This window comes from Bradyrhizobium sp. USDA 3262 (assembly GCF_054060035.1).
In genome coordinates this window covers 3015997-3028937 of record NZ_JBSSCT010000001.1, presented here as the reverse complement: position 1 = coordinate 3028937, position 12941 = coordinate 3015997, and the positions used below count along the sequence as shown (strand labels likewise).

The window sequence follows — 12941 nt, the reverse complement described above, 5'->3', positions numbered from 1 at the left end:
GGGTTCCCGGCAACGGGCGGTCGGTGACGGCTGAGCTAACTAGATGGAACAAAAAGTGGCGGGCCGAAGCTGCGAGTAACGCGCATGCCGGCAACAAATCTGCTCGAAGCATCCGAAGGCGATGCCCGTGATATTGACGACTGAGGAGGAAGGTGAGGTCTGGACGCGCGCGTCTTGGGACGAAGCGAAGGCGCTGCAGCGCCGATTTCCTGAATTGCTTCGTACGAGGGGCAAGAACTCGATCTTCTCGTCTTCGCCAGGGGCTGCGCGTTCGATCTTATCGACTTTTCCCTGGCTGAAGTTGTCGTCCCGGCCCTGAATGAGCTCGGAACCGAAACGTAGGGTCGCATCTTCTCGTACATTTACGTCTCGACGATCGCGCGTTTGTCCACGTCTCGAAGCACCGGGATGCTCAGACTGCGGGATGATGCTTTCGGCCCAGCAATATCGGATGCCTTCTTCCAACTGTCGTCTATGGTGAGACCAGCAGGCAGCTCGTGCTCTTTGAACTTCCCGCTTGAGCCGACGGGACGCTTCAGAACGACGCCCGGTGCCGCCGTGGTCGCTGCGATGACGTCTCGATCCTCGCTTTCCTTCGCCGCGCCCTGATGGAAAGATTGCTGTCCACGCCCCAGGCTTTCAGAGCCAGCCTTCATCGACGGAGCCGCGATCGCCAAGTCGAAGAAGCCGAGCGAGGTTGGGTAAATCTTCAGCTTCCTAGCCATGCCTAAAGCGCGGCGGGACACTTGACAGGAGACGGACGCAGAAAGCCTTTCCAGTTGGCACGGGGCGCCATGAACTCGATACTCCGTTTCGGGGCGGGTCTAAAATTCAAGACGGCTATCTAAACCCGGTTCCGACAGAACAGGTCTCAAAAACAGCGATGTCGTCGGCTTTTGCCGCACCGCACAAGAAATTGCGGTGCTAGACTTGTTCAACCCTCCGTCTCTCCCGGTTGACCTACACAGCCGTTCACTTATTGTTCCTCGCTGATTAAATCACCACTAAGTCCCCCCTCTGTTTGCAGCGGCATTCCATGAGAGTTGATGCACGTGAGCTATTCAAACATGTCACCGCCGAAAAGTCCGAACTCTATCGGAAGATCATGGATGCGTTCGCCGCGGCCAAGCGACAGTTCCGTCTCCATCTCAGACCCGACGAAGTTCTTGGTGAAGCGCAGTGGAATGCCGCACCTCCCAGGATCGAAGATCTTCAGGGCGCATTGGCGCAACTAACCGAATGGGGCAATCTCGAGTCGCAGCCTGACACGGCCCGTGTCGCTAGCATCAGCGATTTCTATCGTGCGCGTTTCCTCTATCGTCTTTCTGAAGGCGGGGAGGCGGTCGAGTCAGCCCTTGCTGTATTCAGCCAAGCACTAAGGCGGCGAGCCGAGCTGCAGAGCGTTGCGCTCGAAGACATCGCAAAGCAGCTGCAGGTTCTACGAAACCTCGCGCAAGAATCGGTGTTCGACGCCGCGAAAATTCATGAGACGCTGCGTGATTTGGTTCGAGTCTTCGAAAGTCTCGCCGAAAACGCCCAAGCGTTCATGGTTAGCATCGGACGCAGCATCGAGCTTCAACATTCGGATATAAACGCAATTATCGCCTACAAGAAGAGATTGATTGACTATCTTGATCGATTCATCGGTGACCTTGTCAGCCGCTCGGGTGGTATTGCGCAGCATCTTGTCGCGCTTGACCCAGTCATTAGCCCCCTTCTGCAGCAGGCGTCACAACGCGAATCGCGAGACGCGGCTCCTGTACAAGAAAACGAACAGGAAAAGCCTTCAACGCAGTCGCTTGATGCTTGGACAGAGCGATGGAAGGGACTGCGAGGATGGTTTGTCAGCGCGGGAAATGATCCGCCGCAAGGCGAAGTGTTAAGATCGAGGGCTCGATCTGCTATCCCGCATCTGCTCGCGGTCATCGCTGCATTGAACGAACGCCGCAGCGGTCGCAGCGATCGATCCGCGGACTTTCGTGTCCTTGCCCATTGGTTTGCGGATTGCGCCAGCGAGGACGAGGCACATCGGCTTGCCCGCGCTGCGTTCGCACTCAATCCGGCCCGGCACTTCCTGATCGGCGCGGAAACAAGCGATCTGCCGGCTACGACGCCTTGGAATGATGCTCCGCCCGTGCGCATACACCCGCGCTTGCGCGAATATGGCGAGATGGCTCCGCGTGGCCCGCTCCCGCGCGTGCAGGATCGTCAAGCCGAGCGAGAACGACTCCAGGCGCAATTGACGGAAGAAGATCGTGAAATCCAGGAGGCGCGCTCGCGGCTCGCGAGCGGCGAGCCCACGCGTCTGTCCGAGCTCGGCGAGCTCGATCGTCACGGGTTCCACCTGTTTCTCACCCTGCTAGGTGAAACGCTTCCAGCGCAGACACACCCCGACGAGGTTGTCGAACGACAAACTGGCGACGGCCTGTTGCGGGTCCGCCTGGAGCCGCTCGACGCAGACTCGACTGCAGAGATCGCAACCGAAACAGGGCTGTTCACCGGTCGCGACCACCTTCTCACCGTGACGTCGATGGAAGCGCGACATGAGTAGCGTGACGGAACAGCAGGACGGTCAAATCCGGCGTGGCGACGCCGGACGCCCGGATGGCAAGGCGACCCGCGTCCAGAGCCAGCACATTGGACTGCATCAAGCACGCTACGTGCGAGAGGAGATTTCAACCGCGCTTCGCGCTCTCTTAATGACACCGCTGATGACGTCAGCGCATCCTGATTTCGCGGCTGTACGTCGACATTCCGAAACCCTCAGAGAATGGTTCGCGCGCGAAACGGGATGGATACTGAATGTCGAGCGCGACTGCGCTCGTCTCTTCAAGCGTCCTGCTGATCTTCTCGATTCCACGCGTGGCTTCCCGGATTACGATAGACGCCGCTATATCCTGTTCTGCTTGGCGTGCGCCGTCCTTGAGCGCGCTGATCCGCAGATCACGCTACGCGTTCTTGGCGATCGGCTGCTTGCATTCGCCGCGGAGCCTTCACTGAATGCCCTTGCCTTCAGTTTCACGCTGCAGACGCACCACGAACGACGCGAACTTGTGGCCGTCTGTCGCCATCTTTTAGACATTGGTGTTCTCGTTCGCGTCGCGGGTGAGGAAGAGGGCTTCGTGCATCACGTTTCCGAGACTTCCGAACATCTGCATGATGCGCTCTATGACATCCAGCGTCGCGTCCTCGCCGGGATTCTTGCCGCAGTACGCGGTCCTTCAACATGGGCCGCAGAAGAAGCGCCGCAGGATGTAGAACAGCGGTTGCAAGCCCTTACCGCTGAACATGTGCCGGACAGCGACGACGGCCGCAGGACCGCTACACGGCGTGACCTGTCGCGACGCCTCCTCGACGATCCGGTCGTGTACACCGACTCGCTCGATCCAGTGACGCGCGCGTACTTCTTGAATCAGCGTGGCCCGATGGGAGCTCGCCTTGCGGAAGCTGCTGGTCTCGTTCCCGAACAGCGCGCGGAGGGATTGGCGCTTGCTGACGAAACCGGAACGCTCACCGATCTTTCCATGCCGGCGGAAGGCACCGAGGCGCACGTCACGCTCCTGGTAGCCGAACATCTTGCGGGTACGCTCCGCGATGGAGGCGAGCGTGAACATCAGATCTCAACTGAAGTCGACATCACGGATTTCATAGAGAAGGCGCGAGAACGCTATGGTCGTTATTGGCGAAAATCCGCACGGGAGCCAGGCACGCAACGTGAACTGGCGCGTATCGCATTGGAGCGGTTGCGCAAGCTTCGTCTGATCTCAGTGTCGGCGAACGGTGTCCGTCCGTTGCCTGCAATAAGTCGCTTCGCCGTCGGACAGGCGGAGATTCGGGAAGCCGGCACGGCGCGCAAATCAGCCGGTCAGCAAGATCACGATGCGCAATAACGGAGCCCAGCCGGACCTGCCCGCTCCCGCCCGCGAGCGGTGGCAGCCGCTTCGCCTCGGATTGGTCGATCTCTTTCACTACGACAGCGAGGAGTTCTGGTTTCGCGATGGACACCTGCTGCTTCGTGGGAACAACGGGACCGGAAAGTCCAAGGTGCTCTCCTTGTCGCTTCCATTTCTGTTTGATGCCCAGCTGAAATCGTCCAGAGTTGAACCGGACGGCGACGCGACGAAGAAGATGGCCTGGAATCTGCTGCTCGGCAAGCACGAGCGCCGGATGGGTTACACCTGGATTGAATTCGGGCGCTTGTCAGAGGACGGACAGCCACGGTACCTCACTCTGGGCGGTGGTTTGTTGGCGGTCGCGGCACGGCCGAACGTCGATAGCTGGTTCTTCATTCTTGACGGTCAGCGCATTGGTGAGGACGTTTGGCTCACGAGCCCGCAGCGCGTTGTGCTGACCAAGGAGAAGCTTCGAGAGACGCTGGCCGATCATGGGCAAGTCTACGACACAGCGGCCAGCTATCGCCGTGCGGTAGACGAACATCTCTTCCAATTGGGTCATGCGCGCTATTCGGCGTTGATGGACACGCTGATCCAGCTTCGGCAACCGCAGCTATCGAAGAAGCCGGATGAAGGCAGTTTGTCGGCCGCGTTGACGGAAGCACTCCCTCCCCTGTCCACCGATCTTTTGACCGACGTGGCCGATGCGTTCAATCAACTTGAGGAAGACCGTCGCCAGCTGCAGGACTACCAGGCGCTCGCTCGTCACGTCGGTCAATTCACGGATCGGTATCGGACTTACGCCAGGACGCAAACACGACGACAGGCGCGAGGCTTGCGGAGCGCGCAAACAGGCTTCGACAATGCCAGTCGTGCAGCTAATGAGGCTCGCTCTGAGCTCGCAGCTCTAGAAGCGGCGGAGGAAGAGGCTAATGGCGCCCATAGCGCTGCAGAAGAGACCGTGGCCACAAACCGAACGCGCTGGGAAGTGCTGCTATCTGACCCGGCGAACAAGGACGCAAATCGACTGGATTCTGCCGCAAGAGAGGCGAGCGATCGCAAACGTGAGGCCGAACAGGCTGACGCAAGGTCAACGGCATCGAAGAGCCGCTTTGTCAGCGAACAAAGCGCTACATTTGAAAGGGGCGAACGCCTCGCCAGCATAGGCGGCCAGGTACTTGAGGTTAGAAAAGCCGCCTTGCCGCTCGCTCAGCTCAGTGGCACCGACCAACAGTGGAACCAGGGACTTCTGACCGGGTCGGATATCGCCGAGCTCGCTGAATTGAACGAGCTGGCTTGCGAAGCTGCAAAAAGCGATCTGCAGCAAATCATTGAGCGACGTCGTGGACAGGTTGCGCATGTGAGGAGTCTACGGGGAGCCGTCGACGAGGCCGAGCGGGATCATGACGCGAAGGATCGGTCACATCAGGAGCGGCAGGAGGAAGCGAAGGCAGCCCAGGCCCGACGTGATGCAGCGGATCAGGCCGTGGAAAGTGAGGGACGTGCACATCTTGATGCCTGGGCGACGCACTTTGGTACGCTGCAGCAATTGACGTTGCGAGACGCACAAGGATCGCTGAATTTGCTCGCGACGTGGGTTGTTACCCTGGAGGGGGAGAACCCGGCGCGCGGTTCGTTGCAAGAAGCTCAGCAGGTCGCCAGCGAGCGCCTCGCCACGCGCCGTTCGGCGCTCATCGCTGAACGACGGGCAATCGAGAACGAAGAGGCGGATCTAACGGCCGAGCGTGAGCGCCTTGAAAAAGGCGTGGACGCTGTACCGTCCATTCCGCCATTTCGCGCGGCGGGGGTTCGAGTTGACCGCAGTGGCGCGCCTCTGTGGCAGCTGGTTGATTTCCACGAGCGTCTTGATGCCTCGGAGCGCGCCGGCCTCGAAGCCGCACTTGAGGCATCGGGACTTCTCGATGCATGGGTCGAGCCTGACGGAACTGTGCACATTCCGAGTGGGCCGCGACGGCTCCATGATACGGAACTGGTAGGACGGCCGCGTCAGGTGGAAACGTTGGCGCACTGGCTGCAGCCTGCGGGAGATCAAGTCTCGGCGGACATTGTCACGAGCCTGCTACTTGGCATGAGCTGCACGGAGCAAGATAGCGGCGAGGCGGAGACCTGGCTATCGCCGACCGGATGCTTCCGAATTGGCGCGCTCTCCGGCGCCTGGTCAAAACCCGTTGCAATCTATATAGGTTATGCCGCCCGCGCCGCGGCTCGCGCGCGCCGGCTTGAGGCTATCTCGGTCAGGCTTGAGGAGCTCGCTCAAGCACGAGCTGCTCTGGAAGATCGCTTTTCGGAGCAAGCGCGCGACCAAGAGCGTGCCGCGGAGGAGTGGCGTGGTGCCCCTGGGGACGATTCATTGCGAGCCTGCCACGCCGAAGTAACATCGGCTGCCCGTGAATTTACCTCGGCTTCCGGTCGGCTCGAGCAAGCCGCGCAAAGACTGGCGGAATCTGTCGAGCGCCGAAAGAGTGCGCGCTCGATCCTGCATAAAGACGCTCAGGACCTGCATCTTCCCGACGACTACGCTCAATTGAACGCCGTCGACACCACGCTTGCGCAGCTGACGGAAAAGGTATTTGCGCTCGCTCATGCGGCTCGTGAGTTGCGCCAGGCTCAATCGGAATTGCTGAAACAACAGAACCGTGAACGAGATGCCAAACAAGAAGCGGACGCAAATATTGCGCACGCAATCGAGCAGGGGCGCAATGCCAGCGAGGCGAGGATACGGCTGGAGACGCTGCAAGAAACCGTAGGCGCGAAGGTTGCCGAATTACAAGCCAAGCTTGAGACCGCCCGAACCGCGCTCGAGCTCAGCGAAGCTGATTTGAAGAGAAAGGGAGCAATTGCCCGAAGCGCGAGTGAGGAACGGGCGCGGGCGGAGCAAAAAGTGACCTCAGCCGACGAGCTATTGCAGGAGCGGATTGCAGGGCGTCAACAAGCCGTTGCTCGATTGCAGGGATTTGCTGCAACCGACCTTCTGCCGATCGCCCTTCCTGAAATTGACCTACCTGACTCTCGAGCAGCGTGGACGATTGAGCCGGCGCTGACGCTCGCGCGCCGAGCCGAACAGGCCCTATCAGACGTTCCGCATGATGATGAGGCGTGGAAGCGGATCCAAAGTCATCTCTCTGTGGATTACACCGAACTCAGCCGCGCCCTTAGCGCGCTCGGTCACCAGGCGCAAATGGACCAAACGGCCGACTATGGACTGGTGGTCACTGTCGTCTATCAAAATCGGCCGGAAAGGCCGGATCGGCTTACGGAACGGCTCAAGTATGAAATTGCTCAGCGTCGAGAGCTGCTGACGGCACGCGAGCGAGAGATACTGGAAAATCACCTCCAGGCCGAGATTGCCGCGGCGATCCAGCGATTGATGCAGGATGCAGCTCGGAAAGTCGATGCCATCAACGAGGAGCTGTACAAGCGACCAACGTCGACCGGAGTCCGCTTCAGGCTGCAATGGCTTCCGCTGGCCGAGGGGGCCGAGGGGGCGCCCGTTGGATTGGATGCTGCCCGAAAGCGGCTGTTGAACACAAGCACGGATCTTTGGAGTCCCGAGGACCGCAGCGTGGTCGGAGCCATGTTGCAGGATCGAATCGATATCGAGCGGGCGAACGCGGATTCGACGACGGGCGGTAGCCTTCTCGATCAATTGAGCCGAGCTCTCGACTATCGTCATTGGCACCGGTTCACGGTCCAACGTTGGCAGGACAAGCAGTGGCGCAAGCTGTCCGGGCCTGCATCGAGCGGCGAACGCGCGCTTGGCCTGACGGTCCCGTTGTTCGCGGCGGTCGCCAGCTTTTATAGCCAGAGCGGCTCGCCCCACTCTCCGCGCCTCGTGTTGCTCGACGAGGTTTTTGCCGGCATTGACGATTCTGCGCGGGCCCACTGCATGGCATTGATTCGTGAGTTCGACCTCGACTTCGTCGTAACAAGCGAACGCGAGTGGGGGTGCTATGCTGAACTACCCGGCGTCTCGATCTGCCACCTTCAGAGAATTGAGAATATCGATGCAGTACACGTCTCCCGTTGGACCTGGGATGGCCGCGCCAAGCAGCGTGAAAATGATCCAAATCGAAGGTTTGCAGGCGCATGATTGACGGGGACGGCCGTCTCCAGCGTCTGCTCGGCGGCGATGCGCTGGCTCCACTTAGAAAGCGTCTTCGACAGCGCTTCGAGCGAGGCCCCGTGGATGGAAAGATACAGGGGCTTCGGCTTTCGAATCTCAGCAGCGCCGAGCATGCGGCACTTGCCGGGCTGATGGGTCGACCGGCTCGTTTCTCAAGTTCCATGCAGGTCGATGTGCAAATGATCGACGCCGCCCTGAGCCGAGCAGGTGTCGCACCATCACTACGCGACGCGCTGGAATCAATAGACGGTCCGATCATTCACGCAGAGACGGCTCGGGCCGAGTTGAGAGCAGGATGGTCGAAGGCGCTGTCTGGCGCAACCCATCAGGATCTTTCGAGCTTTCTCCAAACGCCCTTCGGGATGGGCCTGGTGAAGCGGCTCTCGAATGGTGACACAGACGTCGCCACCCGACTTTGCTCGCAGGCAGATATTGTGCTCAAGCTTCTACCAGCCAAGGGTATGACCCGGGCACAGCTGGCGGCGAAAAGCCTTGGCGACGCGCACGCGCTCGACACGGGACAAGCCGTAGCGACGTTGGTACTCGCGATTTGGCGCAAGGTGAATCTCGACCGGGACATTTGCGACGACGCGCCAGCGCTTGAGAGCGCCAGGGTTCGCGACAATGGCGAGGAGCGGATTCGTGACATTTGGGCCAAGGCAGGAATTCTGGTCAATGAACTCGCGCGGCCTGCCCTGTTTTTGAACCTCCAGATCAGCAGCGGCCGCTTGTTGCCGCTGCCGTCAGGCGAGCCAACTTACGCCTCACTGCGCTTTTTGTTGCGGTCCGATCCCCTCTGGATGGTCAAAGGACAAGACATCTACGTTTGTGAAAACCCGAATGTTCTCGCGATCGCAGCCGACGAACTTGGCGTGAACTGTGCGCCCATGGTGTGCACTGAGGGAATGCCTGCCGCCGCCCAACGCGCCATATTGCAGCAACTCGCAATCGCGGGCGCCCGCCTGCACTATCATGGAGATTTTGATTGGCCAGGCTTGCGCATCGCCAATCACGTCATCCGTGAGTTTGGGGCCGTACCCTGGCGGTTCGACGCCAAGGAATATGTGGCGGCAGTGGCACGAGCGCCGCGTCCCGGCTTTGCATTAGCCGGCCTCGAGGTCCACGCCTTATGGGACGATGCTTTGACAGCATCGATGCGAACCCACGGTCTTGCGATCGCCGAAGAGAGCCTGACCGACGACTTGTTACAGGATCTGGCTCGATGATCGTCCGATCTACCCTCGTCATACACGGGCCATTGGCGACACGAATGCAGCGTCTTGCGGCGGCGCGCCAGGGAAACATCGGACGTGAAACCCTTACCCTTCCACTTGTCGCCGCACGTCTCGCCGGCGGTTTTATAGCCCCGGTAACGACTGGAGTTCTCTATCCTGCGATTCAGGCGGCATTGGCCGGCGGAAGTTCCCAGGACCTCGGTAACGTCCCAAGCCTGCCGGGGATGCCCGCGCCGTTCATCAGGCGCTCGATGCGGTGTGGCGTACTTTTCATCCCTTCCCCATGACGTCGGTCGCTTTGCTGATCTGTTGCTGCTCGAGACCCGCTTAAGGGAACTTCTTCCTTCCTCCAGGAGACTGCCGCGTGATCTGCGTGACGCCGCGATGTCGCGCGTGTTCCGGTCGAACCTGCTTGGGCCTGTCACATGGAAGGGATTGTCGAGACCGACGCGGTCTGGCGCCTTTTGCTCAACGAAATCGCCAGGTTGACCGATCTTGCGTGGGATACCCCTGTCCAGAGTGAGAATGCATGGTTCAAAGGCACGGTTTGCCGTAGACCTCAATTGCTCCGGCCGACGTTTCGGCTGGCCACCTGCTCCAGCTTGATTTCTGGCGCCGATTTCTGAATGCGCATTGCTTCGCGAAGAGACTGGATCTCGATGGGACACGGCTCGCCCTCCTGCACAGCACCGCCCAAGACAAATACCTTCAGCTCCGCAACATTCAGGCGACCATCATCGACGATATGCAATCTGCGGATATATTCGGTTTTCATCGTGATAGAATGTATAAGCGCTGTCGGCTTTGGTTAGCCCATGTAGCCGTATTCCTGCATCTCTCAGCTCATCGATATCCATCTGAATGGTCCTTAGCATAACGACCTCATCGGGTTTTCGTCCATGAGGCTGGAAGAGCGCAGGGCAGCTGCAGCAGCGCTGATCAACATGATGGAGATCGTCGATGCCAGCCACTTGGCTGGGCTACGCCGGCTGTGCCGATAGTGGCGACGGCAATTGCACGCCCCCCTGATGGCTCCTTTCGTAGGCGGATGTTGACAAGCGACTATAGGTATATTACTATAATTGTGTGAATGATCTACTGCGCACGATCAAACCCACCGTATTCGTGGGTTCGAGCAAGAAAGACCTGCGGGCATTTCCCGCGGCCGTCCGAAGCGAGATCGGCCAGTCCCTTTTCGAAGCGCAGCTTGGCGAATACCCGCGCAACGCGAAGCCTCTAAAGGGCTTTGGCGGGGTTTTGGAGATTCGCGACAATTTCGACGGTGATACCTACCGCACCGTCTACACAACGCGTTTAGAGGGCGTCCTGTACGTCCTGCACGCATTCCAGAAAAAGTCCACCAGCGGCATTGCCACACCGCAAAGACACATTGACCTGGTCCGGCAGCGCCTACGCGACGCCGAGGCCATTCACAGGGCAACAAAGGGAGACCGATGATGAGCACGAAGAAGAAGCTGCCCGCCCATAGCCGGGGCTCCGGCAACATTTTCGCCGATCTCGGCCTGCCGAACGCCGAGGAGCACCAGCTCAAGGCTGCTCTCGTTGTCCAGCTGAAGCGGTTGATGGCGGAGCGGGAGATTACCCAGACCGAAGCCGCCAAACTCGTCGAGATGAAGCAGCCGGACCTGTCCAAACTGCTTCGGGGGCATTTCAAGCTGGTTTCGGTGGAAAAGCTGCTGCGGATGCTGACAGCGTTCGATCAGGATGTCGAAATAACGGTAAAGCCACATCGGAAGCGTGGCGAGGTCGGCCGGATCACATTCATTCCGGCCTAGTACAACTGCTGAACGGGAGGGGTCATGACATTCAAAGCGACCGCGGCTGGGGCCGCGCATGAACCTACCCTTCGCTGTCCCAATTGCAACCACGAGATTCGGCTCACCGAATCGCTCGCCGCTCCCCTCCTCGCGGATACCCGGCAGCGTTTCCAGGAACAACTCGCCAGCAAGGACGCCGAGGTCGCACGAAAGACCGAAGCACTCCAACAGGAGCGCGAGAAGCTTCAAAAGGATCGTGAACAGGTCGAGGACCAGGTCGCCAGCCGACTGGCGGCGGAGCGAAGCCAACTCGTCGCCGCAGAAGCGAAAAAGGCGCGCGAGGCAGCCGCGGCCGAAGTCCAGGCCCGGACGAACGAGGCGGCCGAGCTTCGCCAAATGCTCGACGCGAACAACGCCAAATTGGCGGAGGCGCAGCAGGCGCAGGCCGAACTCATCCGCAAGCAACGCGCACTCGATGAAGAGAAGCGCGAGCTTGACCTGACCATTGAGAAACGCGTTCAGGCGCAGATTGACCCGATCCAGATCAAGGCCAGGCAGGAGGCCGACGAGGCGGCACGGCTGCGCGTCGCCGAAAAGGACCAGACCATTGAATCAATGACGCGCACCATCGAGGAGCTGAAACGCAAGGCTGAACAAGGATCGCAGCAGTCCCAGGGCGAGGTGCTGGAGCTTGAGCTGGAGGAATTACTTCGCGGCCGGTTTCCGACCGACACGATTGAGCCGGTCGGAAAAGGCGAGCTTGGCGCCGACGTGATCCAGCAGGTCAACGGGTCGATTGGCCAGCCTGCTGGCATTATTCTCTGGGAGACGAAGCGTACCAAGGCGTGGAGCGACGGCTGGCTTGCGAAGTTGCGGGACGACCAGCGCCGCTCCGGCGCCGACGTCGCCTTGATCATCTCCCATGTCTTGCCTAAACATATCGAGCAGTTCGACCTGGTCGACGGCATCTGGGTGGCTCATCCGCGTTGCGCATTGCCCGTAGCGGTTGCGCTCCGCCAAGCGCTGATCGACGTGAGCACCTCGCGCCTCGTCCAACAAGGTCAACAGACCAAAATGGAGCAGGTCTACCACTACCTGACGGGAACGAAATTTCGGCAGCGTGTCGACGCCGTAGTCGAGAAGTTCAACGACATGCGCGAAGATCTCGACAAGGAACGCAAATTTATGGGACGCCAGTGGGCCAAGCGGGAGACCCAGATACTGGCCGTCATCGATTCCACGGTGGGAATGATCGGCGACCTTCAGGCCATCGCTGGAAAAGCCATGCCGGAGATTCCGAGTTTGGAGGTGCCATTGCTGGAAAATGACAGCGAACTGGAGCGAAAGCTAGGATAGCACTGCAGCAGCTGGTGCTCCGGAGCCACACTGCTAATCGCAGATGCGATTATGTCAGTTTTCGGAGTCGATCGGCTAGTTGAGCGTACCGGACACCGTTTCCGTCGGAGAAATGCCCGCACCACGCGGCAAGGAACAGCTTCTCTAAATCAAATCTCTTTTCGCGCCGTAGAATGATGGCAATGCGCCAGGGATAGTACGGCGCCGGGACTTCGCCCATCTTCAGGTACTTGGAAAATGCGTCGGCAACGATGGCCGTCTGCTCTCCGAGATTGTTATCAATTGCCTTCAGGTGGTGTCCGAATTCGCCTTCGCTTAGCGAAAGAAAAGCGGGTCCGGACGAGGCTTGATTGCAGCTTTCGCCGCTCGCAAGCATTCGCTCGATAACGGCACGCTGATTGGCGGACATCTACCTCGACCTTATCGGGAGGCAGCTAAGGGAAGCGAAGCCGGCAGCGGCGGCCGCGCGGGATGGATTTGCCGATCCGGCACCCGAAGGGCCGAAGGGAAACCGTTTCCGCCGGTTCTGTGGGTT

General features: G+C 59.7%; 10 protein-coding genes and 1 pseudogene. 8 read left to right on the top strand and 3 right to left on the bottom strand.

Translation table 11 applies throughout. From position 1 onward, the window contains the following. Window positions 1-109: 109 nt before the first annotated feature. Window positions 110-319, top strand: a pseudogene (locus tag ACVWYP_RS14115) (hypothetical protein); the annotation flags it as partial. A gap of 43 nt (window positions 320-362) precedes the next feature. Here ACVWYP_RS14115 and ACVWYP_RS14110 read toward each other — a convergent pair. Continuing rightward, window positions 363-725 carry a hypothetical protein gene (locus ACVWYP_RS14110; protein ID WP_369525560.1) on the bottom strand — a complete coding sequence of 121 codons (363 nt, stop codon included), beginning with the start codon at window positions 723-725 and terminating at the stop codon, window positions 363-365. Window positions 726-1036: 311 nt separating this feature from the next. Here ACVWYP_RS14110 and ACVWYP_RS14105 point away from each other — a divergent pair, with 311 nt between their 5' ends. Genes ACVWYP_RS14105 through ACVWYP_RS14090 form a run of 4 tightly spaced genes read left to right on the top strand, consistent with a single transcriptional unit; the run spans window position 1037 to window position 9263 of the window. Further along, window positions 1037-2551, top strand: a complete 1515-nt coding sequence (locus ACVWYP_RS14105; protein WP_304498900.1) for a TIGR02677 family protein — start codon at window positions 1037-1039, stop codon at window positions 2549-2551. Continuing rightward, a complete protein-coding gene (locus tag ACVWYP_RS14100; RefSeq protein ID WP_209946058.1) occupies window positions 2544-3890 on the top strand; it encodes a TIGR02678 family protein in 1347 nt (448 codons plus the stop codon). The genes ACVWYP_RS14105 and ACVWYP_RS14100 overlap by 8 nt, the downstream gene beginning before the upstream one ends. Continuing rightward, window positions 3880-8004 carry a TIGR02680 family protein gene (locus ACVWYP_RS14095; RefSeq protein ID WP_209946060.1) on the top strand — a complete coding sequence of 1375 codons (4125 nt, stop codon included), beginning with the start codon at window positions 3880-3882 and terminating at the stop codon, window positions 8002-8004. The genes ACVWYP_RS14100 and ACVWYP_RS14095 overlap by 11 nt, the downstream gene beginning before the upstream one ends. Continuing rightward, the gene (locus tag ACVWYP_RS14090; protein WP_038379231.1) at window positions 8001-9263 is read left to right on the top strand and encodes a TIGR02679 family protein; all 1263 of its coding nucleotides are present in this window, start codon (window positions 8001-8003) and stop codon (window positions 9261-9263) included. Before ACVWYP_RS14095 ends, ACVWYP_RS14090 begins: the two co-directional genes overlap by 4 nt. A gap of 568 nt (window positions 9264-9831) precedes the next feature. Here ACVWYP_RS14090 and ACVWYP_RS14085 read toward each other — a convergent pair. Further along, window positions 9832-10047 carry a hypothetical protein gene (locus ACVWYP_RS14085; RefSeq protein ID WP_038379230.1) on the bottom strand — a complete coding sequence of 72 codons (216 nt, stop codon included), beginning with the start codon at window positions 10045-10047 and terminating at the stop codon, window positions 9832-9834. A 311-nt stretch (window positions 10048-10358) separates the two neighbouring features. Between ACVWYP_RS14085 and ACVWYP_RS14080 the strand changes: the two genes are divergently transcribed. Genes ACVWYP_RS14080 through ACVWYP_RS14070 form a run of 3 tightly spaced genes read left to right on the top strand, consistent with a single transcriptional unit; the run spans window position 10359 to window position 12406 of the window. Beyond that, window positions 10359-10730, top strand: coding sequence for a type II toxin-antitoxin system RelE/ParE family toxin (locus tag ACVWYP_RS14080; RefSeq protein WP_209946062.1), 372 nt, complete (start codon window positions 10359-10361; stop codon window positions 10728-10730). After that, window positions 10727-11068, top strand: a complete 342-nt coding sequence (locus ACVWYP_RS14075) for a helix-turn-helix domain-containing protein (protein WP_018270030.1) — start codon at window positions 10727-10729, stop codon at window positions 11066-11068. The genes ACVWYP_RS14080 and ACVWYP_RS14075 overlap by 4 nt, the downstream gene beginning before the upstream one ends. A gap of 24 nt (window positions 11069-11092) precedes the next feature. Then, complete coding sequence (locus ACVWYP_RS14070) at window positions 11093-12406, top strand: DUF2130 domain-containing protein (protein WP_018270029.1); 1314 nt, start codon at window positions 11093-11095, stop codon at window positions 12404-12406. Between the two features lie 49 nt (window positions 12407-12455). On the opposite strand, the gene ACVWYP_RS14065 is transcribed toward ACVWYP_RS14070, so the two are convergent. Beyond that, window positions 12456-12815 (bottom strand): hypothetical protein, encoded by a 360-nt coding sequence (locus tag ACVWYP_RS14065; RefSeq protein ID WP_209946064.1) that lies wholly within the window; start codon window positions 12813-12815, stop codon window positions 12456-12458. Between the last annotated feature and the right edge of the window lie 126 nt (window positions 12816-12941).

Bases quoted from the DNA above. Each gene is read 5' to 3' on its own strand.
- ACVWYP_RS14085 (WP_038379230.1), bottom strand. From the start codon at position 10,047: ATGAAAACCGAATATATCCGCAGATTGCATATCGTCGATGATGGTCGC.
- ACVWYP_RS14100 (WP_209946058.1), top strand. From the start codon at position 2,544: ATGAGTAGCGTGACGGAACAGCAGGACGGTCAAATCCGGCGTGGCGAC.
- ACVWYP_RS14095 (WP_209946060.1), top strand. From the start codon at position 3,880: ATGCGCAATAACGGAGCCCAGCCGGACCTGCCCGCTCCCGCCCGCGAG.
- ACVWYP_RS14070 (WP_018270029.1), top strand. From the start codon at position 11,093: ATGACATTCAAAGCGACCGCGGCTGGGGCCGCGCATGAACCTACCCTT.
- ACVWYP_RS14105 (WP_304498900.1), top strand. From the start codon at position 1,037: ATGAGAGTTGATGCACGTGAGCTATTCAAACATGTCACCGCCGAAAAG.
- ACVWYP_RS14110 (WP_369525560.1), bottom strand. From the start codon at position 725: ATGGCTAGGAAGCTGAAGATTTACCCAACCTCGCTCGGCTTCTTCGAC.
- ACVWYP_RS14090 (WP_038379231.1), top strand. From the start codon at position 8,001: ATGATTGACGGGGACGGCCGTCTCCAGCGTCTGCTCGGCGGCGATGCG.
- ACVWYP_RS14065 (WP_209946064.1), bottom strand. From the start codon at position 12,815: ATGTCCGCCAATCAGCGTGCCGTTATCGAGCGAATGCTTGCGAGCGGC.
- ACVWYP_RS14075 (WP_018270030.1), top strand. From the start codon at position 10,727: ATGATGAGCACGAAGAAGAAGCTGCCCGCCCATAGCCGGGGCTCCGGC.